Below are 23069 nucleotides of genomic sequence, written 5' to 3'. Positions count from 1 at the left end.
ACCCACCCCTGAACACCACGACGGCCTGCACCACCCCAACGGGGTCGTACAGGCCGTCGTCACGCAGGCCCCCGGATTTACCAACAGCGTCCGGACTGTCCCGGGCGGGGTCTTCGGCTGCCCGGGACAGTCCGGGTAGGCCCGCAGGAGTCCGGCCGGGCCCAAAGGACGGTGTGGAACCCCGGTCGGCGCGTCGGCCCGGGATCTAGGCTGAGGGTCATGCCACCGGCCAGGAAACGCACCCGCACGTACGACTCCGCCAAGATCCGCGCCGCCGTGTCCGCGCAGTTCCACAACGTACGGGAAGCCGTACGCGCCCTCGACGACGAGCGGTTGGCGCGGCCCTCGGGCCTCGGTGACTGGACCGTGCGCGACCTGGCCGCGCACCTCACCATGACCGTGGAGGCGGTCAGCCTCGCCCTGGACCGGGACGAGCCGGCCAAGGCGGAACTCTCCCTGACCGACCTGCTGTTCGCGAGCGCCGACTACGCGGAGACCGTCGCCGACGGCGTCCGGCGGCTCGCCGCCCGCACCCCGGACCTCGACGCGCTGTTCGCCCGTACCAGGGAACGCCTCGCCGAGCGCCTGGCCGCGGCCCCCGGGAACCGCGTCATCGGTATGCGCGCGGGCGCCATGACCCTCGCCGACTTTTTGGTCACCCGGACCGTCGAACTCGTCGTGCACACCGACGACCTCAACCGCGCCCTGCCCGGCCTCGACGTCCCCTTCGACCGTCAGGCTCTCGCCGCGTGCACCCGGCTGCTCGCCGACGCCCTCGCGGTGAAGGCCCCCGGCGCCTCGACGGAGGTCCGCGTCCCGCCGTACGCCGTCGTGCAGTGCGTGCAGGGACCGCGGCACACCCGCGGCACCCCGCCGAACGTCGTGGAGACCGACCCGCTGACGTGGGTCAGGCTCGCGACGGGCCGGATCACCTGGCGGGCCGCCCTCGACGAGGCCAGGGTCAGTGCGAGCGGGGAGCGCGCGGACCTCTCGGGGCTGCTGCCGCTGATGAGGTGAGCGGCGGCGCGGGGGATGCCGTCCGCGACGGACATATCACCCTCGGAGCCCCCGTCACCACCAGATTGATGTGCGACGGCTCACTCACGAACGCCGGACAGAGTCCCCACACGCCCCCCGGCGGGCCGGAAGGGGGCCGTGCCGGCCTCCGCGCACCGGCTTTGACCTGCGTAAACGGCACAGGCGTGGCGGCCGTGGCCGTCGTGTGACGTCCGGTGACCCGCCGTACCCAATTCGGACCAGTACTCGATCTCGCCTACACTCGGAGGCGTGCCACGTGGTGACGGTCGACTCAATCATGATCTGCTCCCCGGTGAGAAAGGCCCCCAGGACGCTTGCGGCGTCTTCGGTGTCTGGGCTCCGGGCGAAGAGGTCGCCAAGCTCACTTACTTCGGGCTCTACGCCCTTCAGCATCGAGGTCAGGAATCCGCGGGGATCGCGGTCAGCAACGGCTCCCAGATCCTCGTCTTCAAGGACATGGGCCTCGTGTCCCAGGTCTTCGACGAGACCTCACTCGGTTCGCTCCGGGGTCACATCGCGGTCGGTCACGCCCGCTACTCGACCACCGGAGCCTCCGTCTGGGAGAACGCCCAGCCGACGTTCCGTGCCACCGCGCACGGCTCGATCGCGCTCGGCCACAACGGCAACCTGGTCAACACGGCGCAGCTCGCCGAGATGGTCGCCGACCTCCCCGAGCAGGAGGGCCGGACCACCCGCGTCGCGGCCACCAACGACACCGACCTCCTCACGGCGCTCCTCGCGGCCCAGGTGGACGACGACGGCAAGCCGCTGACCATCGAAGAGGCCTCCGCCAAGATCCTCCCGCAGGTCCGGGGCGCCTTCAGCCTCGTCTTCATGGACGAGCACACGCTGTACGCGGCCCGCGACCCGCAGGGCATCCGCCCGCTGGTCCTCGGCCGGCTGGAGCGCGGCTGGGTGGTCGCCTCCGAGTCCGCCGCCCTGGACATCTGCGGCGCCGCCTATGTCCGCGAGATCGAGCCGGGCGAGTTCGTCGCCATCGACGAGAACGGCCTGCGCACCTCGCGATTCGCTGAGGCAAAGCCCAAGGGCTGCGTCTTCGAGTACGTCTATCTGGCTCGTCCCGACACGGACATCGCCGGCCGGAACGTGTATCTCTCGCGGGTCGAGATGGGCCGGAAACTCGCCAAGGAAGCTCCCGTCGAAGCCGATCTGGTCATAGCGACCCCGGAGTCCGGGACACCCGCCGCGATCGGTTACGCGGAGGCCTCCGGCATCCCGTTCGGCGCGGGTCTCGTGAAGAACGCGTACGTCGGCCGGACCTTCATCCAGCCCTCGCAGACGATCCGCCAGCTCGGCATCCGTCTGAAGCTGAATCCGCTCAAGGAAGTCATCAAGGGCAAGCGCCTGGTCGTCGTGGACGACTCGATCGTGCGCGGCAACACCCAGCGCGCCCTGGTCCGCATGCTCCGTGAGGCGGGCGCCGCCGAGGTGCACATCCGGATCTCCTCGCCGCCGGTCAAGTGGCCCTGCTTCTTCGGCATCGACTTCGCCACCCGCGCGGAGCTGATCGCCAACGGCATGTCGATCGACGAGATCGGCACGTCCCTGGGCGCCGACTCCCTGTCGTACATCTCCCTCGACGGCATGATCGAAGCGACCACCATCGCCAAGCCGAACCTGTGCCGCGCCTGTTTCGACGGCGAGTACCCGATGGATCTGCCCGACCCGGAACTGCTGGGCAAGCAGCTTCTGGAGACCGAGCTCGCGGCGGGTCCCGCCGCGACGGCCGCGGCCGACGCGATCCGTCGCCCGTAAGACTCCGCAGCACTACAGCTGTACGACACGAAAGTTCTCACAGCCATGTCTGAGACCACAGGTGCCAGCTACGCAGCCGCGGGCGTCGACATCGAGGCGGGCGACCGCGCCGTCGAACTCATGAAGGAGTGGGTGAAGAAGACGCAGCGCCCCGAGGTCCTCGGCGGCCTCGGCGGTTTCGCCGGCCTCTTCGACGCCTCCGCCCTCAAGCGCTTCGAGCGCCCGCTGCTCGCCTCCGCCACGGACGGGGTCGGCACGAAGGTCGACCTCGCCCGGCAGCTCGGCGTGTACGACACCATCGGCCACGACCTGGTGGCGATGGTCATGGACGACATCGTGGTGTGCGGCGCCGAGCCGCTCTTCATGACCGACTACATCTGCGTCGGCAAGGTCCACCCCGAGCGGGTCGCCGCCATCGTGAAGGGCATCGCCGAGGGCTGTGTCCTCGCCGGCTGCGCCCTGGTGGGCGGCGAGACGGCCGAGCACCCGGGTCTGCTCGGCCCGGACGACTTCGACGTCGCCGGCGCGGGCACGGGCGTGGTCGAGGCCGACCGGCTGCTCGGCGCGGACCGCATCCGCGAGGGCGACGCGGTGATCGCCATGGCGTCCTCCGGCCTTCACTCGAACGGGTACTCGCTGGTCCGGCACGTGCTCTTCGACCGGGGGAACCTGAGCCTCGACCAGCGGATCGAGGAGTTCGGCCGGACGCTCGGCGAAGAGCTGCTGGAGCCCACCAAGATCTACTCGCTGGACTGCCTGGCCCTCACCCGCACCACCGAGGTGCACGCCTTCTCCCACGTCACGGGCGGCGGGCTCGCGGCCAACCTGGCGCGGGTCGTGCCCGAAGGCCTGCACGCGATCGTGGACCGCGGGACCTGGACCCCGGCCCCGGTCTTCGACCTGGTCGGCAGGACGGGTCAGGTGGAGCGGCTCGAGCTGGAGAAGACGCTGAACATGGGCGTCGGCATGATCGCGGTCGTCCCCGGCGAGTCGGCGGACGTCGCGCTCGCCACCCTCGCGGACCGGGGTGTGGACGCCTGGATCGCCGGCGAGATCACCGACCGCGGCGAGCACCCGACGGGTGCGGCGCTCGTAGGTGACTACGCGAGCTGAGACAGGCCGGGACAGCACTGAACCCGGTCCGGCGCTGATGCCCCGGACCGGGTTGAGATGCAGTGCTACGAGTTCCTACGAATGCCCCGGAACCTGCTGAGACCGCTGCAAGCGCTAGGCGCCACGACGGTGCGACTGGGGTCCGGACTGGTCGTCCTCGTCCTCGTCGTCGTCGTTGTAGAGATCCGCGTACTGGGCGTACGGGTCGTCTTCCTCGTCCTCGTCCTCGAACGGCTCGCCATTAGGCGGCTGGCTCGAAGTCGAAGCGCCCAGCTCATTGGCCAGACGCGACAGGTCAGTCCCGCCGCTGTTGTACTTCAGCTGGCGGGCGACCTTCGTCTGCTTGGCCTTGGCCCGGCCGCGCCCCATGGCTCGACCCCCTCGGTGACGGGGCTCGACGGCCCCAGAGTCTTGACACGCGTTCATGTTCTGGAACGGACTCTCCGTGGAGAGACCGGTCCGTAGGGCTTCCACGGTACCTGAGCCCGCGGCCATACGGTACGTCGCCCGCAGGACGCGCCTTCGCCCAGAACCCGCGAGGTGCCCTTTCCCCGCTGGTCAACGGCGATTTTAACCTCTTCTCGGCGCACGACCCGCCGACGGACGTGAGAGTTCTCTCGAAGTACGCGTCGGCGGGTCCCTGACAAGCGGGTCGGCGGTCAGCGGCCGCGGGCCTCGGCGATGCGCTGCTCGGCGATCCGGTCGGCCGCCGCGGCCGGCGGAATGCCGTCCGTCTTCGCACGTGCGAATATCCCGAGCGTGGTGTCGAAGATCTTCGTCGCCTTCGCCTTGCACCGGTCGAAGTCGAAGCCGTGGAGCTCGTCGGCCACCTGGATGACCCCGCCCGCGTTCACCACGTAGTCGGGGGCGTAGAGGATCCCGCGGTCCGCGAGGTCCTTCTCCACCCCCGGGTGCGCGAGCTGGTTGTTGGCGGCGCCGCAGACCACCTGCGCGGTGAGCGCCGGCACGGACTCGTCGTTCAGTGCCCCGCCCAGCGCGCACGGGGCGTAGACGTCGAGCCCCTCGACGCGGATCAGCGCCTCGGTGTCCGCGACGGCCCGCACGGACGGGTGCCGCTCGACGATCCGGCGCACCGCGTCCTCGCGCACGTCCGTGATCACGACCTGCGCCCCGTCGTCGAGCAGGTGCTCCACCAGGTAGTGGCCGACCTTGCCGACGCCGGCGACACCGACCGTGCGCCCGCGCAGCGTCGGGTCGCCCCACAGGTGCTGGGCGCTGGCCCGCATGCCCTGGAAGACACCGAACGCCGTGAGCACGGAGGAGTCGCCCGCGCCGCCGTTCTCCGGGGAGCGCCCGGTGGTCCAGCGGCACTCGCGCGCCACGACGTCCATGTCCGCGACGTACGTGCCGACGTCGCACGCGGTGACGTACCGGCCGCCGAGGGAGGCGACGAAACGGCCGTACGCGAGGAGGAGGTCCTCCGTCTTGATCCGCTCGGGGTCACCGATGATGACGGCCTTGCCGCCGCCGTGGTCGAGACCGGCCATGGCGTTCTTGTACGACATCCCGCGCGAGAGGTTCAGGGCGTCGGCGACGGCCTCCGCCTCGCTCGCGTAGGGGTAGAAGCGCGTGCCGCCCAGGGCGGGACCCAGGGCGGTGGAGTGGATGGCGATGACGGCCTTGAGGCCACTGGCCCGGTCCTGACAGAGCACGACTTGCTCGTGACCACCCTGATCCGACTGGAACAGGGTGTGCAGGACGCCGTTGGTTACGTCGGTCACGGTGGTGACTCCCAGCTACGAAGCGGCGGTTGGAGGCGGTGCCCGTGCGGGTGGCGGGCTCCCGCTGGCACGAGGTTAGAGCCTGCGCCCGGCCGTCATCCGCGCAGTGTTCAGGATCACCCTCTCCCGGAGTACGTTCCCTCACGGCCGTGGGACGATTTGAGTGTTTTCCGGGTCGCTCGCGCGCGGGTCGAGCGGCTTTCGCGCCCGGGTTTCGCGTCCGGTCCGTTGGGGAGGGAGCAGGCGTGCCCAAGGTGTCCTCGGTGATCGTCCCGTACACGTCCTATCTGCGGGTGTACGAACCCCTGGCCGCCTTCCCCGAGCCGGAGCGCGGCCACTGGGCCCGTTACGCCCGGCGCCCCGAGCATCCGTCCTACCAGGACGAACTGCGCCGCTCCCTGGCCGACTTGCTGCCCGTCCCGCCCGTCCCCGTGCCCGTGCACGAGAGCGGCGACGCGTTCGTGGCGGAGGTCGACGGCGTGCTCTGCGTCTGCCCCTGGCGCACGCGGCTGCGCGGCTGGCAGGCCCTGGGCGACCTGGCCGAGGAGTTTCCGGCCCCGGTCCTGGACGCGCTCCTGCCCCCGCTCGTACGCCGTCAGGCCGCGCAGGACTACGAGCGCTGGCTCGCCCGCAACCCCGACGCCCGCCCGTGGATCCGCACCTCGACCTGGCAGGTGCCGCTGAACTGGTTCGTGCTGGTCTCCGACGAGGAGCGGGAGTACGAGAAGGGGCCGGGGGAGCCGGGGCGGGACGCGCCGCTGCTGCGCTACCGGACGCCGATGGTGCAGGCGCGGCGGCGGGTGGCGCGGGCGCTGCGGACCCTGAAGGACACCATCGACGAGGGGCCGCTGACCGACGGTCTGCTGGACGTCGGCCGCTGGCTGGAGGAGTTCCACCCCCGTTCGCTCGTCGAGCTGGACTACGGGGGTCTCGTGCACGTCCTGCCGGCCGGGGAGCTGGAGGGGGACCACTCGGCGGCGGACGTCGCCGAGGGCATCGAGGCGCTGCGGGCCGGGGACGGGGTGACCGCGGGCGAGGCGTACGGCCGGCTCGTGGAGCGCTGGCGCGCGGTCCGGGACCGGCGCTCGGCGAACTGAGGGGCTGACAGAAGGCCGCCGCCGTGGTGGACTGACCACCCGTGGCCAAGGGTTCACTACAGACTCCCGGTTCCCGGCTGACGCAGTGGAGTCCTTCCGGTACGGGACGTAGGTCCTGATCCGGGCTTTTGTCGCAAGCGTGATGGACGGCACTTACTTGCCCCTTGCGCCGCTTGCCCCTCCTCATGCCAAAATAGGACAAGGAGTCCGGGGAGGGCTCCGTCCGTCCGTTTTTGGGGTGGAATCTCGGTATTGCTCGCTATGGGGGGTCTGGTGACTCCTGAGCGCCCCTGTGACTGATCGTCACAGGGGCGTGACTGTCCGCTATGGCATGGTCCATCGGCTTCCGTCGCTGATGAACACCTGGGAGGGCAATTCCATCGGTTTGGCCGACGCGGCTGGACAGATGGTGTAGTTGTAGTGCCGAGGACAAGCCGTTCGTCCTATAACCGACTCGACTCGCGTCCGCCATTTCGGGCAACGCGGGTCAAGGTGCAGAATTTAGAGGAAAGAACCGAGAAGGTTCGGTTCTCCCGAGGAGGCCGCTCATGACCGCTCGCACCCCTGATGCCGAGCCGCTGCTGACCCCCGCTGAGGTCGCCACCATGTTCCGTGTCGACCCCAAGACGGTCACGCGGTGGGCAAAGGCCGGCAAGCTCACGTCGATCCGCACGCTCGGCGGGCATCGCCGCTACCGCGAGGCGGAGGTCCGCGCATTGCTCGCGGGCATCCCCCAGCAGCGCAGCGAAGCCTGAACAACTGCATAACCGGGCATTTCGGCAAGTCCCCCAACCTGTCGGACGCCCGACCACAGCTCCAAACGACGCGGGTTCCGCCCCAACGGAGCCCACGCCCAAGCTGAACAAGCATGCGACAAGGGTGTGTCGTGGATCGCGCTGGACTCCGCCGGGTCCAGCGCGATCCCTTTTTTCATGCTCTGATTGATCCCGGGATGGGCTCAGGATGTGCCCGCTTCCGACCGGGATGTGCGGGGAACGGCCCGGCTGTGCGCGGCCTTGTCGAAGTCTGGGGAGGGCTGTCGGATCTCCTGTGGGGCACCTGCGGGGACAGTGCAATTGCACATATAAAATTGACCGGTTGTAGGTGGGACGTAAGTACCGTTGTTCCGAAAACTTATGCGGTGACACCCGTCACACGTCGGGGTCCTTGTTGCCCCTGTGGGGTCTGCGCTAGGGGAAGAGGGCGCCGAAGGGGTGCCCGCCCGGCTCAGGTCCTGGAGGGGGTCTCGTCCTCGGCGGCCGCGTCGGGGCCCTCCTCGCCGCCCGGGGCGGGTTCCATGGCCAGGCGCAGGAGTTGACGGCAGATCGGGCAGTGCCGCGTCAGGTGGCGGTACTGGCTCGCGGCGGCCAGATGGGCCCGCAGCAGGGCTCGCGTCTCGTGTCTGGCGGTCGCTGCCATACGCCACCTCCGAGAGGTCGAGGGCCCTGGTCTCTGGGTACCGGCGGAACGAGGCGGCGTCAAGATGCCGTCGCACGGCCGGGATTGCCGGAAGGGCCTCCGGGCGAGGACGGGAACACGCACGAGAGCCCGGGTCCGAAGACCCGGGCTCTCGATGTCATGCGGTCCTGACGGGATTTGAACCCGCGGCCTCCACCTTGACAGGGTGGCGAGCACTCCAAACTGCTCCACAGGACCAGGTTTCGCAGTCACTTTCCTTCGCTGTGCTGCGAGAAGGACTCTACAGGAGGGTGAGCCCAGCGGTCGAACTCACCCACCGTACGGGGACGACTACGGGACCGCGGCGTCGATCGCCTTCACGATCCGCTTGTCGGAGACGGGATACGCCGTGCCCAGCGCGTGGGCGAAGTAGCTGACCCGCAACTCCTCCAGCATCCAGCGGATGTCCCGCACCTGCTGGGGCACCGGCCGGCCCTGGGGCATCTGCTCCAGCAGCCACGCGTACTCGTCCTGCATCTCGTGGACCTTCTCCATGCGGCTGGTGTCCCGCTGGACGTTCGTCGGCATCTGCTGGAGGCGCCGGTCGGCCGCCACCAGATAGCGCATCAGATCCGGGAGACGGCGCAGTCCCGTGGCCGTGACGAAACCGGGCCTCACGAGGGCGTCCAGCTGCGTCCGTACGTCCGTCAGGTTCGCGAGCAGCGCCGCGCTCCTGGTGGCCTTCAGGCGGCGCTCACAGGCCTGCCAGGCGGCGAGGACCTGCTGCACCTGCCCGACCGTGCGGACCGTCGTGTCCACGATCTCGGCGCGCACCCGGTCGTACAGCTTCCGGTAGGACTCCTCGTCCCACGCCGGGCCGCCGAAGTCACCGATCAGCTTGTCCGCCGCGGCCATCGCGCAGTCGTCGAAGAGGGCCTGGACGGTGCCGTGGGGATTGGCGGAGAGCGCGAGCTTCTGGGCGTTCGTCAGCTTGTCCGAGGCGAACTTGGCCGGGTTCACCGGGATGTTGCGCAGGATCAGGCGCCGGGTGCCCTTCCACATCGCCTCCTGCTGCTCCGCCTCGGTGTCGAAGAGGCGTACGGAGACGGTGTCCCCGTCGTCGACGAGCGCGGGGTAGGCCTTGACCGGCTGGCCCGCGCGCCGGGTCTCGAAGACCCGGGTGAGCGAGCCGATCGTCCAGTCCGTGAGGCCCGTGCGCTCCAGGGACTCCCCGCCCGTGCGCTCGGCGGTGGCCGCGGCGGCCTGCGAGAGCGCCTGGCGCGCCTTGGGCTTCAGCCGGAGCTGCAGCGCCTGGAGGTCCTTGTCCTCGGCGAGCTTGCGGCGCCGCTCGTCGACGATCCGGAAGGTGACCTTCAGATGGTCGGGGACCCGGGACCAGTCGAAGTCGTCGGCGGTGAGCGGGACCCCGACCATGCGCTTCAGCTCGCGCGCCAGCGTCGTCGCCAGCGGCTCCTGGAGGGGCACCGCCTGCTTGAGGAACTTCTGGGCGAAGTCGGGTGCCGGGACGTAGTTCCGGCGGATCGGCTTCGGCAGGGACCGGATCAGCTCGGTCACGACCTGCTCCCGCAGCCCCGGGATCTGCCATTCGAAGCCCTCGTCCGTCACCTGGTTGAGGACCTGGAGGGGGATGTGGACGGTCACGCCGTCCGCGTCGGCGCCCGGCTCGAACTGGTAGGTGACGCGGAACTTGAGCCGTCCCTGGTGCCACGAGTCCGGGTAGTCGTCCTTGCTGACGTCGCCCGCGCGTTCGTTGATGAGCATGGAGCGCTCGAAGTCGAGGAGTTCGGGCTCCTCGTGGCGCTTGTGCTTCCACCAGGAGTCGAAGTGCGCGCCCGACACGACGTGTTCGGGGACCCGCTGGTCGTAGAAGTCGAAGAGGGTCTCGTCGTCGACCAGGATGTCCCGGCGCCGCGCGCGGTGCTCCAGCTCCTCGACCTCGGTCAGCAGCTTGCGGTTGTCGGCGAAGAACTTGTGGTGCGTGCGCCAGTCGCCCTCGACGAGGGCGTTGCGGATGAACAGTTCGCGGGATGCCTCCGGGTCGATCCGGCCGTAGTTCACCTTGCGCTGGGCGACGATCGGGACGCCGTACAGCGTCACCTTCTCGTACGCCATCACCGCGGCCTGGTCCTTCTCCCAGTGCGGCTCGCTGTACGTGCGCTTGAGCAGGTGTCCGGCCAGCGGCTCGACCCACTCCGGCTCGATCCTCGCGTTGACGCGCGCCCACAGCCGGGACGTCTCGACGAGCTCGGCGGACATCACGAACCGCGGGGGCTTCTTGAAGAGCGCCGAGCCCGGGAAGATCGCGAACTTGGCACTGCGGGCGCCCAGGTACTCGTTCTTCGCGCCCTCCTTGACGTCCTTCATGCCGACGTGCGAGAGCAGGCCGGCGAGGAGGGAGACGTGGACGCTCTGGTCGGCCGCGTCGTCCTCGTTCGGCTGGATGCCCATCTGCTTGGCGACCGTGCGCAGCTGGCTGTAGATGTCCTGCCACTCGCGGATGCGCAGGAAGTTCAGGTACTCCTGCTTGCACATGCGGCGGAACGAGGACGAGCCCCGCTCCTTCTGCTGCTCGCGCACGTACCGCCACAGGTTGAGGAAGGCGAGGAAGTCGCTCGTCTCGTCCCTGAAGCGGGCGTGGCTCTGGTCGGCCTGGGTCTGCTTGTCCGCGGGACGCTCGCGCGGGTCCTGGATGGAGAGCGCGGCGGCGATCACCATGACCTCGCGCACGCAGCCGTTCCTGTCGGCCTCCAGGACCATCCGGGCCAGGCGCGGGTCCACGGGCAGCTGCGCGAGCTTGCGGCCGGTCTCCGTGAGCCGCTTGCGCGGGTCCTTCTGCACCGGGTCGAGGGCGCCCAGCTCCTGCAGGAGCTGCACGCCGTCGCGGATGTTGCGGTGGTCCGGCGGGTCGATGAAGGGGAACTTCTCGATGTCGCCGAGGCCGGCGGCGGTCATCTGGAGGATGACGGAGGCGAGGTTCGTCCGCAGGATCTCCGCGTCCGTGAACTCCGGGCGGGCGAGGAAGTCCTCCTCGCTGTACAGCCGGATGCAGATGCCGTCGGACGTACGGCCGCAGCGGCCCTTGCGCTGGTTGGCGCTGGCCTGCGACACCGGCTCGATGGGCAGCCGCTGCACCTTCGTGCGGTGGCTGTAGCGGGAGATGCGGGCGGTGCCCGGGTCGATGACGTACTTGATGCCCGGGACGGTGAGAGAGGTCTCCGCGACGTTGGTCGCCAGAACGATCCTGCGCCCCGTGTGCTGCTGGAAGACGCGGTGCTGCTCGGCGTGCGAGAGGCGCGCGTAGAGGGGGAGGACCTCGGTGCTCTGCCAGACAGCGCCTCCGGCGCGGGGGTAGTTCTTCTTGGTGAGCGCGTCGGCGGTGTCCCGGATCTCCCGCTCCCCGGACAGGAAGACGAGGATGTCCCCCTTGCCCTCCGCCATCAGCTCCTCGACGGCGTCGGTGATCGCGGTGATCTGGTCGCGGTCGGCGTCTTCCGAGTCCTCCTCCAGGAGCGGGCGGTAGCGGACCTCGACGGGGTACGTGCGACCGCTGACCTCGACGACCGGGGCGTCGCCGAAGTGCCGGGAGAAGCGCTGCGGGTCGATGGTCGCGGAGGTGATGACGACCTTGAGGTCCGGCCGCCTGGGCAGCAGCTGGGCCAGGTAGCCGAGCAGGAAGTCGATGTTCAGCGACCGCTCGTGGGCCTCGTCGATGATGATCGTGTCGTACGCGCGCAGTTCGCGGTCGGTCTGGATCTCGGCGAGCAGGATTCCGTCGGTCATGAGCTTGACGAAGGTCCCGTCCGGGTTCACCTGGTCGGTGAACCGGACCTTCCAGCCGACGGCCTCGCCGAGGGGCGTGTCCAGCTCGTCGGCGACGCGCTCGGCGACGGTGCGGGCGGCGATCCGGCGGGGCTGCGTGTGCCCGATCATGCCCCGGACTCCGCGGCCGAGCTCCAGGCAGATCTTGGGGATCTGCGTGGTCTTGCCCGAGCCGGTCTCGCCCGCGACGATCACGACCTGGTGGTCCCGGATGGCCTCCGCGATCGCGTCCTTCTTCTGGCTGACCGGGAGCTGCTCGGGATAGCTGACGGCCGGGACGCGCGCGCGGCGCGCGGCCATGCGGGTCTCGGCCCGGGTGACCTCCGTGTCGATCTCGGTGAGCACGGCGGACCGGGCCTCTGGCTTGCGGATCTTGCGCGCGCCTTCGAGCCTGCGCCCGAGCCGGTGCGCGTCGCGCAGGGACAGCTCGGCCAGGCGGGCGGCGAGATCGCCGAGAACGGGGGCAGGGTGCGTAGACATACGCGGTCCAGGATCTCACCTCGGCGAAATGAGTGGCGAACCCTTTTGCGCGGCCAACCCGCCGGGGCAGGCAGGACGGATGAATATTCCCTTACGTTGAGAAATATCCCTTACGCGGCTTTAGCGTGTCCGTATGTCCGAGATGCCGCACGGTGCCCACGGCAGGCCCGCCACCCGGGGCGAACGCTGGGCGTCCTTCAAGGAGTCCCCGTTCCTGCCCGCGTCCGTGCTGGTCCTGATCCTCGCCGCGGCGGCGGGCCTCTTCGCGGGCTCGTACACCTACTCCATGGCGAACCCGACGCCGCGCCATGTGCCGACCGCGGTGGTGGGCCCGTACGAGGAGGGACGGGGCAAGGCGTTCGTCGACGGGATGGAGAAGGCACTCGACGCGTCCCTGGCGATCCACGCGTACGACAGCCGGGCGGCGGCCGTCGAAGCGGTGGACGACCAGAAGGTCTTCGCGATCCTCGAGGTGCGGGAGGCGGGCCGCGCGGCCACGCTCGACGTGTCCGGGGCGTCCGGCGCCTCGGTCGCGGAGATCATCGCGCGGGCCGCTCCCGCGGTCGGCAGGGAGACGGGGGTCGCGGTCACCGTCAAGGACATCAAGCCCACCCAGCAGGGCGACCCCCGGGGCCTCGCGATCTTCTACGTCTCCCTGGCGGCCGTGATCATCGGATTCGTCGGGGCGATCCAGCTCAGCGTGCACGCGCGGGCCCTGAACCCGCTGGAGCGCATCGCGTTCACCGCCGCGTACGCCCTGCTCGGCGGGTTCGTGATCGCGGCGGTGGTGGACTGGCTCCTGGGCGCGCTCGATCTGCCGTTCGTCGAGTCCTGGCTGATCCTCGCACTGACGATGTTCGCCTCCGGCATGGTCTTCTCGATGTTCAACACGCTCTTCGGGCGCTGGGCGATGCTGCCCACGTGGGGCCTGATGGTCCTGCTGGGCAACCCGTCCTCGGGCGGCGCGGTGTCCTGGCCGCTGCTGCCGTCCCTGCTCGGCACCGTCGGCCGCTGGCTGCCCCCGGGTGCCTCGGTGAACGCCCAGCACACGGCCGTGTACTTCGCCGGCCACCAGCACCTGTTCCCGTTCCTGGTGCTCGCCGGGTGGGCGCTGGTCTCCTGCGCGGTGTTCTGGACCTGGCGGCACCGGCATCCGGGGGGCCGTTCGTCGGGCCCGGCGCACGCGGCGGCCTGACCGGCTCATACGGCGGCGGACGGCGGGAGGGGCGGACGCCGTGCGCGTCCGCCCCTCCCGCCGTGTCCGTCCGGTCACCCGTGACCGGACGGGGTGTCACCGCACGTCGACGTAGTCCTCGTATCCGCCGCCCACGAAGTGCTTGCTGTCCGGGTGCAGGAACACGGGCGTCCAGGTGCCGTCCTGCTGCGCCTTGAATCCCTTGCCGAAGGACCCGCCGGCGTTCGTGGTGACGGTCGTCATCAGGTACCAGGTCGACTTGCCCTTGGGCCGGAAGAGGATCTGGACCTTCTTGCCGCGGTACGCCCGCCGGCTCGACGCGCCGGGCGCCCGCTCCTGGAGTACGCCCTTGACGGTGACGGTGGCGCCCTTGCGCACGGGTTCCAGTGAGGCGTTGGCGTCCTTGATCCGCGTCAGCGAGCGGTTCCTGCGCAGGGAGCCGCTGGTGGTGCCGGTGACGTCCGCGGTCGTGGAACCGGCGTACCGCAGCCGCCAGCAGCCGTCCGTGTGGCCCGGCAGGTCGACGTGGAACTGCTCGTCGAACCCGGTCCGCACCGTCTCCTCGGTCTTCCAGCCGGTACGGCCGTCCGCGGAGTACTGCACGTTGACCTCGACCCGCTCGCTGTGGTCGTCGCCGGTGATGCCGAGGATGCCGGAGACGCTCAGCTCGGCGTGCTCGTCCAGCGAGGCGGTGAACTCCTTGAACTTCGTCCCCGCCGTGACCGCGACGGCGACATCGGCGGTCGCCGTGCGCCGGATCCACGCGTTGTGCGGGTAGGGGGTGGAAGGACGCACGGTCGAGGACGAAACGGGTCGGGGCCGCCTTCGGTCTGATGTCCACCCACGGGACCGTGGCGAACCCCAGGTCGCCGCGGTACTCGGCCCAGGCCCAACCTCCCTGCTGCAGCTCGCGCGAGAGGGCGAAGTGACCGTTCTCGTCCGTGCGGGCGCTCGTGTCGCCGTTCTGGTCGGGACGGATGTCGACGTCGGCATCGGGCAGTGGAGCCGTCGAGCGGGTGCGCGGGTCGCGGACCACCAGGTCGCCGCCGACCGAGACGGTCCTGTCGTCGATGGTCGGTTCGGTGGGCGTCACGGTGAAGGCACTGATGACCGGCTGCTTCCGGTACCGCAGTGTGCCCGCGCCCTTGCGGACGGAGGTCTCGCCCGAGCTGTCCGTGACCTCGATGTCGATCGTGTAGTCGCCGAGGCTGTCCAGGCGGACGGGTTCCGAGGCCCAGACACCCTCCCAGGGACTGCTCCAGTACTTCTGCGTGAAGCCGGTCACCGTGGCCACCGGCTCCGTCGCGGTACTGCCGGCGGGCCGGAGCTCCGCGGTGACCTTCTCGACGTCCTCGCCGACAGCACTCCCGTGACCGAGACGTACGTCGATGACCGACCAGTCGGCCCAGTCGCTGTACGCCTCCTTGACCGTGGGCGCGTCGGCGTGGGCCGTGCCGGGCACGGCGAAGGTGCCGAGAAGGACGGTGCCGGCCGTCACGATCGCCCTGCTGTTGCGTCTCAAGAACCCCCTTGGGTTCCCCATGAGCGACGAAAACCCCCTCCGGTCGCCCGGAGGGGGTTTTCGATCTTGTGGCTGGGGCCGGGGTCGAACCGGCGACCTATCGCTTTTCAGGCGATCGCTCGTACCAACTGAGCTACCCAGCCACGAGATTCCTCGCGGAATCTCAGCGGTCCTGACGGGATTTGAACCCGCGGCCTCCACCTTGACAGGGTGGCGAGCACTCCAAACTGCTCCACAGGACCCAGCTGTTGTGTGCGACTGCGTGAACAGTCTTGCACACGGTTCTACGTGCCCCCAACGGGATTCGAACCCGTGCTACCGCCTTGAAAGGGCGGCGTCCTAGGCCGCTAGACGATGAGGGCTATCGGCCCGCCTGGGCGCTTCTCAGCGCGTCGGGGACGTGAGAAGCATATGGGATGGCGGGAGGTATCGCCAAAACGGTTTGGCGCGGGGTCAGGGGGCCGACTCCGCGGGGCCCGGGGACCGGGCCGCGCCCGGCCGGTTCTCCTCCGGGAGATGGCGGCTGACCTCCGCCGTCGTCAGGCCGAGACCGCCCAGCGCGATCTCGTCCCAGGCCTGGAGGTGGCGCGTGTCGCGGTCCAGGTAGAGGACCGAGGCCTCGATCGGGTCCGGGTCCCTGCCCTCCACCGCCCGCAGGCCGCTGCCGCCGGTGGAGCCCTCGACGCGGAGCCGGGTGCCGTACTTCATGACCTCCGTCTCCTCGTGGTGGACGTGGCCCGCCAGCACGAGCGGCACGTCGCCGTCCGTCTGCCGGGCCGCCTCCGGGTTGTGGGCGACGGCCACGTCGACCGGGGTGCCCGCCCGCTTCTGGTCCACCAGGGCCGACGCCAGGCGCAGGCCCGCCATCCGTTCCGCCGCGTCGCCCGCCGCCCGCGCCGAGCGGTCGGGCGTGAACTGCGGGTCGCCGATGCCGGCGAAGCGCACGCCGGCCACCGAGACCGCCTCCCCGTCGTCCAGGACCCGCACGCCTTTCATGCGCTTCAGGTAGCGCTGGGTGTCGGCGGAGTCGTGGTTACCGCGCACCCAGACGTACGGGGCCCCGAGGTCCGGGATCGGGTCCAGGAAGGGGTTCTCGGCCGCCGAGCCGTGGTCCATGGTGTCGCCGGAGTCGACGATCACATCGATGTCGTACTGCTTCACCAGCGACGCGATGATCTTCCAGCTCGCCGGGTTCAGGTGGATGTCGGAGACGTGCAGGATCCGGATCGTCGCGGGGTCCGGTTCGTACGCGGGAAGCGTGGACGTGACGTCGTACAGCTTCGTCACGTTCGTCACCAGGCGCGCCAACTCCTTCTGGTAGACGTCGAATTCGGTGACGATGCTGCGGGCGTCGCCGACGACGGAGGGCGCGGAGGAGAGCAGCCCGGAGAACTTCGGCTCCAGGACCGACTTGGGGTTCCAGGTGGCGTAGGCGGTCGCACCGGAGGCCGCCAGGAGGGCCAGCGCCAGGCCGCCGGCCGCGAGGGCCCTGCGGGGGCGGCGGTAGACCGCGAGCCCCAGGGCCGTGGCGCCGGAGACCACGGCGATGCAGGAACGGACTGCCAGGTCGAGCGTGCCGTGCTCGACGTCCCGCGTGACCTCGTCCTGGAGGCCGGAGATCCGCTCGGGGTGGTCCACCAGGGCCTGCGAGCGGACCGGGTCGAGCTGGTCCACGTCCACGTCCAGGCGGATCGGGGCCTGGTGGCTGCGCAGCTCGAGGGCGCCGAGCGGCGAGATGTTGATCTTCGTGCCGCCGGTCAGGGAAGGGCGCAGCGTCATCGTGGTGTCCATCGGGCCGACCGGGACACGGACGTTGCCGACGATCAGCAGGCCCAGCCAGGCGCCCGTCAGGACGACGGCCACCAGGGCCAGGGCGCGGGCGTAGGGATGGGGCGGCTGGACCAGTTCGACCGTCGGGTGGCCGCGGCGGGCGCGGTAGTGCCGGAGGAGGGCGCGCGGTGCCCTTCGGGTGAGGGCGCGGAAGCGGTGGCGGGGGTCGGGCGGGGTGGTGGCGGCGCTGGCCATTGGGGCCGTATGCCCGCGGGTGGGGGCGGATATGCGGGGGTGGGGCTTTCGGGGTGTGTCGGGGTGTCTGGGGGACTTGGGGTGTCCGGGGCCGCGGGGCTGGGGGCCGGGTGGTGCGGTGGGCTTTCGTGCCGACCTTCCGGTGGCGGGCTCGTGCCTGACAATGGCCGTGTGCTGGAGATGACGCGCGAGGAGTTCGAGGAACTGGTGGCCGACGCGCTGGACCGGATTCCGCCGGAGCTGACGCGGCTGATGGACAACGTGGCGGTGTTCGTCGAGGACGAACCGCCCGCCGACGATCCCGAGCTGCTCGGCCTGTACGAGGGCACGCCGCTGACCGATCGCGGGGAGTGGTACGCGGGGGTGCTGCCGGACCGGATCACGGTCTACCGGGGGCCGACGCTGCGGATGTGCGACTCGCGTGAGGACGTCGTCGCGGAGGTCGAGGTGACCGTCGTCCACGAGATCGCCCACCACTTCGGGATCGACGACGCGCGGTTGCATGCGCTGGGGTACGGGTGACGTGAGGTGACGCGGTCTGGCCCGGCCTGGCCTGATCCGACGTGTCCTGACGCGTCCTGCCCCTGAGTGGGGCGGAGGGGGTGGTCGGATGGTCCGGGTCGGCCGCGGGGGCGCGTGTCCTTGTGCGTGCCACGGGAGTTGGGCAGGTGGACTCCCGACCCGCCCTCGGAGGTGGCTGCCCGTGCGCGCCTTGTACGTACCTGTCCGTCTGGCCGCCACGGTCGTCGCCGTCGCCGCGGCTGCCGGTTGCATGAGCGTCGGCGACGACGGGGCCGGGCCCGGGCCCTCGCACTCCTCGGGGCAGCGGGACGGAGCGTCCGACGGGGGGTCGGCCGGGTCCGGGGGTGCGGCGGGGTTCCGCCGGGGGCCGGGCGGGCGGGCCGGGTCGGCGGAGGGCGGGGACTCCGCATCGGGGTCGGCGTCCGCGTCGGGGTCCGCCTCGGGGGAGCGGTCCGCGAAACCCTCGGGTGAGGTCACGTCGAAGGACGGCAAGGGTGGGGGCGGCAAGGGCGGGAGCGGGGGCGGCGGCGGGGGGCGGCCGGGGGAGCCGGGGCCGACCAAGGGGGAGCCGAGTCCTACCCGTACGGGGGAACCGACCCCTACGGAGTCGGCGCAACCGTCCGCCGATCCGAGCGCTGAGCCTTCTTCGTCGGCGCACGAGCAGACCACGCAGCTGGTGGAGCGGGAGCCGGCGCCTCGGGCGGGGGTGCCGTTCTCTGGCAGGGTGGCTTGAGGTGACCGCCGGGCGCCTTGGCTCCGGGGGTGGGTCGGGGCCGCGCCGGTACATCCGCCCGTTGCATGTCGGGCGCACAACCGAGTTGCGTGGGCACCGGCGCTTCCTGCCCGACCTGCAACGGGCATTTGATGTACCGGCACGGCCCCTTCCGTGGGAGGGCGGGTGCAGGCCGTGCCTATTGCGGTACGTGCAGGTTCGAGTCGCTCCGGCTGCTTGGAGGCGTGCGGCTTGGTCGTGGTCCGCCGTAGTCGTGGGGGCCTGTAGGCCGGGTGATGTTGCTCACGTCTGCGGTGTGTGGGGGCTTTGAGCTGGGGTTTTGTAGGTTGCCCGGGGTTGTTTCGGGGGGTCGGGGGGCGTGCAGGGCGGAGCGGTTTGCCAGGGGTGGTGAAGGGTGCGTATGGTGGTAGATCGTTTGATCCCATCGCCCGGCGCCGTAAAGAGAGCGCCCCGTGGCGCGTACTCTCCCTTGCCGTGGCCGGACCGCATAGAGGCGGTCGATTGCGACTTCACGGAGTTTGGGCGCGTGCCGAAGAACTCCGGAAGGTTCGCATTTCGCATGTCTGTTTCCAGTACTGATCACGTCGTCGTGCCCGAGAACAACGAGAACGCCGACATCGAGCTCGCCCCGGTCGCGGAGGCCGCTCCCGAGGTCACCTTCGGCACGCTCGGTCTCCCCGAGGGCGTCGTGCGCAAGCTCGCGCAGAACGGCGTGACCGCCCCCTTCCCGATCCAGGTCGCGACCATCCCGGACGCCCTGGCCGGCAAGGACATCCTCGGCCGTGGCCGTACCGGCTCCGGCAAGACCCTCTCGTTCGGTCTGCCGCTGCTCGCGACGCTGTCCGGCGGCCACACCGAGAAGAAGAAGCCCCGCGGCATCATCCTCACGCCGACCCGTGAGCTCGCGATGCAGGTCGCGGACGCGCTCCAGCCGTACGGCGACGTGCTCGGCCTGAAGATGAAGGTCGTCTGCGGCGGTACGTCGATGAGCAACCAGATGTACGCCCTGGAGCGCGGCGTCGACGTCCTCGTCGCCACCCCGGGCCGCCTGCGCGACATCATCAGCCGCGGCGCCTGCTCGCTGGAGAACGTCCGGGTCGCCGTCCTCGACGAGGCCGACCAGATGTCCGACCTGGGCTTCCTGCCCGAGGTCACCGAGCTGCTCGACCAGATCCCCGGCGGCGGCCAGCGCATGCTGTTCTCCGCCACGATGGAGAACGAGATCTCCACGCTGGTCAAGCGCTACCTGACGAACCCCGTCACGCACGAGGTCGACAGCGCCCAGGGCAACGTCACGACCATGTCGCACCACATCCTCATCGTGAAGCCCAAGGACAAGGCGCCGGTCACCGCCGCGATCGCCTCCCGCAAGGGCCGCACGATCATCTTCGTCCGCACCCAGCTGGGCGCCGACCGCATCGCCGAGCAGCTCTGCGAGTCCGGTGTGAAGGCCGACGCGCTGCACGGCGGTATGACGCAGGGTGCGCGCACCCGCGTGCTCGAGGACTTCAAGAAGGGCTACGTCAACGCCCTGGTCGCCACCGACGTCGCCGCCCGCGGCATTCACGTCGACGGCATCGACCTGGTGCTGAACGTGGACCCGGCCGGCGACCACAAGGACTACCTGCACCGTTCCGGTCGTACCGCGCGTGCGGGCCGCTCCGGCACCGTCGTCTCGCTGTCCCTGCCGCACCAGCGCCGCCAGATCTTCCGGCTGATGGAGGACGCGGGCGTCGACGCCGCGCGTCACATCATCAACTCCGGTGCGGCCTTCGAGCCCGAGGTCGCCGAGATCACCGGCGCCCGGTCGATGACCGAGGTCCAGGCCGAGTCCGCGGGCAACGCGGCGCAGCAGGCCGAGCGTGAGGTCTCGCAGCTCACCAAGGAGCTGGAGCGTGCGCAGCGCCGTGCCGTCGAGCTGCGCGAGGAGGCCGACCGTCTGGTCGCCCGTGCCGCGCGTGAGCGGGGCGACGACCCGGAGGCGGCCGTCGCGGCCGCCGCCGAGCAGGCCGTGACCGAGGCTCCCGCCGAGGTCGCCGAGCAGCCCGCCGAGCGCGAGCGTTCCTCGTACGAGGCGCCGCGTCAGCGTCGTGACGACCGCGGCAACTTCGAGCGTCGTGACAACGACCGTGGTGGGTTCCGCCGCGACGATCGTCGTGATGACCGTGGCGCGGGTGGCCGTACGTTCGAGCGTCGTGACGGTGGTGACCGTGGTGGGTTCCGCCGCGATGACCGTCGTGATGACCGTGGCGCCGGTGGCCGTACGTTCGAGCGTCGTGACGGTGGTGACCGTGGTGGGTTCCGCCGCGATGACCGTCGTGATGACCGTGGTGCCGGTGGCCGTACCTTCGAGCGTCGTGACGGCGCCGACCGTGGTGGGTTCCGCCGCGATGACCGCCGTGACGACCGCGGTGCCGGTGGCCGTACCTTCGAGCGTCGTGACGACCGTGGCGGTCACCGCGGCAGCGACCGCCCCTTCAACCGTGACCGTCAGGACAACCGCCCCTCCAGCGGTTTCCGCGCCGGCAGCCACGACCGCCCGTACGGCCGTCGTGACGAGCACCGCGGCACCGGCGCCGGTGCCTTCGGCCGCCGGGACGAGAAGCCGCGCTGGAAGCGCAACGGCTGATCCGGTGACCTCGCCCGCCTGAGGCACTGACTTCGAAGGGCCCGCACGACATGCGTCGTGCGGGCCCTTCGCCGTGTGCGGGTGATCATTTTTCCGGCCGGGTCACGGTCGAGTTTCGGCCTTCGTGCGGCGCATGTCGGGCACCCGGCGAGGGAATCGCTGGGGGCATGACAATTCCTGACGCCTCGGGGGCGCGCGACCCGTCCCCGGCCGCCGCCCTCTCCGACGAGGAACGGCTCGCCCAGCTCGGCTACACGCAGGTCCTCGCCCGCCGCATGTCCGCGTTCTCGAACTACGCGGTGTCCTTCACGATCATCTCGGTGCTGTCGGGCTGTCTGACGCTGTACCTGTTCGGGATGAACACCGGCGGTCCCGCCGTGATCACCTGGGGATGGGTCGTGGTCGGACTGATGACGCTGGTCGTCGGGCTGGCGATGGCGGAGATCTGTTCGGCCTACCCCACGTCCGCGGGCCTGTACTTCTGGGCCCACCGCCTGGCGCCGCCGCGTACGGCCGCGGCCTGGGCATGGTTCACCGGCTGGTTCAACGTGCTCGGACAGCTCGCCGTGACCGCCGGCGTCGACTTCGGGGCCGCCTCCTTCCTCGGGGCCTACCTGAACCTCCAGTTCGACTTCGAGGTCACCCCCGGCCGGACGGTCCTGCTCTTCGCCGGGATCCTCGTCCTGCACGGGCTCCTCAACACCTTCGGCGTACGCATCGTCGGCCTGCTCAACAGCATCAGCGTGTGGTGGCACGTGCTGGGGGTCGCGGTGATCGTCGGTGCGCTCGCCCTCGTGCCGGACCACCACCGGCCGGCGTCCTTCGTGTTCACCGAGTTCGTGAACAACACCGGCTGGGGCAGCGGGGTGTACGTCGTCCTCATCGGCCTGCTGATGGCGCAGTACACCTTCACCGGGTACGACGCCTCGGCCCACATGACCGAGGAGACCCGCGACGCGTCGACGGCGGGACCCCGGGGCATCGTCCGCTCCATCTGGACGTCCTGGATAGCGGGTTTCGTCCTGCTCCTCGGCTTCACCTTCGCCATCCAGTCGTACGACAAGGCGCTGGACTCGCCGACGGGGGCCCCGCCGGCGCAGATCCTGCTCGACGCGCTGGGAGCGACGTCGGGCAAGCTCCTGCTGCTGGTCGTCATCGCGGCCCAGCTCTTCTGCGGGATGGCGTCCGTGACCGCCAACAGCCGCATGATCTACGCCTTTTCGCGGGACGGGGCACTGCCGTTCTCGCGGGTGTGGCACACGGTGGACCCGCGGACCAGGACGCCCGTGGCGGCGGTCTGGCTCGCGGCACTCGGCGCCCTGGCGCTCGGCCTCCCGTACCTGATCAACGTGACGGCGTACGCGGCCGTGACGTCGATCGCCGTCATCGGCCTCTACATCGCCTACGTCATCCCCACGCTGCTGCGGCTGCGCAAGGGCGAGGCGTTCGAGCGGGGACCCTGGCACCTGGGCCGCTGGTCCCGGGCGATCGGGACCGTCTCCGTCGCCTGGGTGGCCCTCATCACCGTCCTCTTCATGCTGCCGCAGGTCTCCCCCGTCACCTGGGAGACCTTCAACTACGCCCCGGTCGCGGTCCTCGTCGTCCTCGGCTTCGCCGCGACCTGGTGGCTGACCTCGGCCCGGCACTGGTTCCTCAACCCCGACCACGAACGCACGATCGCCCGGGAGGCCGCCCGCGCGGGCGCACCCGAACCGGTCGATCCCTGACCGTCCCGCCCACTTCCAACCGCGCGGCGCGGCCGGGTCACCGATACCCGATCGGAGTCCCGGCCCGGTCCGGCTATGCTCGGGGATGCATCGGCGCGAGCCGTTGCGTGGACCCTTAGCTCAATTGGCAGAGCAGTGGACTTTTAATCCATTGGTTGTGGGTTCGAGTCCCACAGGGTCTACCGCCCACAGCGCCCCACCCGGTTTTGGCCGGGTGGGGCGCTGTTGTCGT

Annotated in this window: 16 protein-coding genes and 5 tRNA genes; 11 read left to right on the top strand and 10 right to left on the bottom strand. The window is 70.3% G+C overall.

Going from position 1 to position 23069, the window contains the following annotated elements; all coding sequences use genetic code 11:
- Positions 1-219: 219 nt before the first annotated feature.
- From AC069T_RS34715 to purM, 3 genes are all read left to right on the top strand, one after another.
- Positions 220-1017 carry a maleylpyruvate isomerase family mycothiol-dependent enzyme gene (locus tag AC069T_RS34715; RefSeq protein WP_478786526.1) on the top strand — a complete coding sequence of 266 codons (798 nt, stop codon included), beginning with the start codon at positions 220-222 and terminating at the stop codon, positions 1015-1017.
- A gap of 270 nt (positions 1018-1287) precedes the next feature.
- Complete coding sequence (purF, locus tag AC069T_RS34710) at positions 1288-2814, top strand: amidophosphoribosyltransferase (protein WP_476755516.1); 1527 nt, start codon at positions 1288-1290, stop codon at positions 2812-2814.
- 45 nt (positions 2815-2859) lie between these two features.
- Entirely contained in the window at positions 2860-3927 is a 1068-nt protein-coding gene (purM, locus tag AC069T_RS34705; RefSeq protein WP_478786525.1) for a phosphoribosylformylglycinamidine cyclo-ligase, read from the top strand.
- Between the two features lie 114 nt (positions 3928-4041).
- On the opposite strand, the gene AC069T_RS34700 is transcribed toward purM, so the two are convergent.
- Both AC069T_RS34700 and AC069T_RS34695 read right to left on the bottom strand, forming a co-directional pair.
- Positions 4042-4296: a DUF3073 domain-containing protein gene (locus AC069T_RS34700; protein ID WP_358852611.1), complete on the bottom strand. Its 255-nt coding sequence runs from the start codon at positions 4294-4296 to the stop codon at positions 4042-4044.
- A gap of 290 nt (positions 4297-4586) precedes the next feature.
- Positions 4587-5669: a Leu/Phe/Val dehydrogenase gene (locus tag AC069T_RS34695; RefSeq protein WP_478786524.1), complete on the bottom strand. Its 1083-nt coding sequence runs from the start codon at positions 5667-5669 to the stop codon at positions 4587-4589.
- A 245-nt stretch (positions 5670-5914) separates the two neighbouring features.
- On the opposite strand from AC069T_RS34695, the gene AC069T_RS34690 reads away from it, so the two are divergent.
- Together AC069T_RS34690 and bldC are read left to right on the top strand one after the other, a co-directional pair.
- Positions 5915-6766 (top strand): DUF8083 family protein, encoded by an 852-nt coding sequence (locus AC069T_RS34690; RefSeq protein WP_478786523.1) that lies wholly within the window; start codon positions 5915-5917, stop codon positions 6764-6766.
- 548 nt (positions 6767-7314) lie between these two features.
- Positions 7315-7521: a developmental transcriptional regulator BldC gene (gene bldC, locus AC069T_RS34685; RefSeq protein WP_003949541.1), complete on the top strand. Its 207-nt coding sequence runs from the start codon at positions 7315-7317 to the stop codon at positions 7519-7521.
- A gap of 472 nt (positions 7522-7993) precedes the next feature.
- Here the strand turns inward: bldC and AC069T_RS34680 are convergent, their stop codons facing one another.
- From AC069T_RS34680 to hrpA, 3 genes are all read right to left on the bottom strand, one after another.
- Complete coding sequence (locus AC069T_RS34680) at positions 7994-8185, bottom strand: DUF6274 family protein (RefSeq protein WP_478786522.1); 192 nt, start codon at positions 8183-8185, stop codon at positions 7994-7996.
- Positions 8186-8347: 162 nt separating this feature from the next.
- A tRNA-Asp gene (locus tag AC069T_RS34675) sits at positions 8348-8422 on the bottom strand.
- Between the two features lie 93 nt (positions 8423-8515).
- The gene (hrpA, locus tag AC069T_RS34670; RefSeq protein ID WP_478786521.1) at positions 8516-12484 is read right to left on the bottom strand and encodes an ATP-dependent RNA helicase HrpA; all 3969 of its coding nucleotides are present in this window, start codon (positions 12482-12484) and stop codon (positions 8516-8518) included.
- Positions 12485-12626: 142 nt separating this feature from the next.
- Between hrpA and AC069T_RS34665 the strand changes: the two genes are divergently transcribed.
- Positions 12627-13679, top strand: coding sequence for an ABC-2 transporter permease (locus tag AC069T_RS34665; RefSeq protein WP_478786528.1), 1053 nt, complete (start codon positions 12627-12629; stop codon positions 13677-13679).
- A 96-nt stretch (positions 13680-13775) separates the two neighbouring features.
- Here the strand turns inward: AC069T_RS34665 and AC069T_RS34660 are convergent, their stop codons facing one another.
- A complete protein-coding gene (locus AC069T_RS34660; RefSeq protein ID WP_478786520.1) occupies positions 13776-14474 on the bottom strand; it encodes a hypothetical protein in 699 nt (232 codons plus the stop codon).
- A gap of 146 nt (positions 14475-14620) precedes the next feature.
- Between AC069T_RS34660 and AC069T_RS34655 the strand changes: the two genes are divergently transcribed.
- Entirely contained in the window at positions 14621-14878 is a 258-nt protein-coding gene (locus tag AC069T_RS34655) for a hypothetical protein (RefSeq protein WP_478786519.1), read from the top strand.
- Positions 14879-15270: 392 nt separating this feature from the next.
- Here the strand turns inward: AC069T_RS34655 and AC069T_RS34650 are convergent.
- The 4 genes from AC069T_RS34650 to AC069T_RS34635 all read right to left on the bottom strand — a co-directional run bounded on the left by AC069T_RS34650 (position 15271) and on the right by AC069T_RS34635 (position 17226).
- Positions 15271-15344, bottom strand: a tRNA-Phe gene (locus AC069T_RS34650).
- Between the two features lie 24 nt (positions 15345-15368).
- Positions 15369-15443: transfer RNA gene (locus tag AC069T_RS34645), tRNA-Asp, on the bottom strand.
- A gap of 47 nt (positions 15444-15490) precedes the next feature.
- A tRNA-Glu gene (locus AC069T_RS34640) sits at positions 15491-15563 on the bottom strand.
- A 91-nt stretch (positions 15564-15654) separates the two neighbouring features.
- Positions 15655-17226 (bottom strand): metallophosphoesterase family protein, encoded by a 1572-nt coding sequence (locus AC069T_RS34635; protein WP_478786518.1) that lies wholly within the window; start codon positions 17224-17226, stop codon positions 15655-15657.
- Positions 17227-17397: 171 nt separating this feature from the next.
- Between AC069T_RS34635 and AC069T_RS34630 the strand changes: the two genes are divergently transcribed.
- From AC069T_RS34630 to AC069T_RS34615, 4 genes are all read left to right on the top strand, one after another.
- Entirely contained in the window at positions 17398-17748 is a 351-nt protein-coding gene (locus AC069T_RS34630) for a metallopeptidase family protein (protein WP_358852618.1), read from the top strand.
- 1292 nt (positions 17749-19040) lie between these two features.
- A complete protein-coding gene (locus tag AC069T_RS34625; RefSeq protein ID WP_478786517.1) occupies positions 19041-21110 on the top strand; it encodes a DEAD/DEAH box helicase in 2070 nt (689 codons plus the stop codon).
- A 167-nt stretch (positions 21111-21277) separates the two neighbouring features.
- On the top strand, positions 21278-22837 hold the full coding sequence (locus tag AC069T_RS34620) for an amino acid permease (protein ID WP_478786516.1): 1560 nt from the start codon (positions 21278-21280) through the stop codon (positions 22835-22837).
- Positions 22838-22946: 109 nt separating this feature from the next.
- A tRNA-Lys gene (locus tag AC069T_RS34615) sits at positions 22947-23019 on the top strand.
- Positions 23020-23069 lie beyond the last annotated feature (50 nt).

Source organism: Streptomyces sp. NPDC043867, from assembly GCF_056435845.1.
This window is presented reverse-complemented; position numbering and strand designations above follow the sequence as displayed.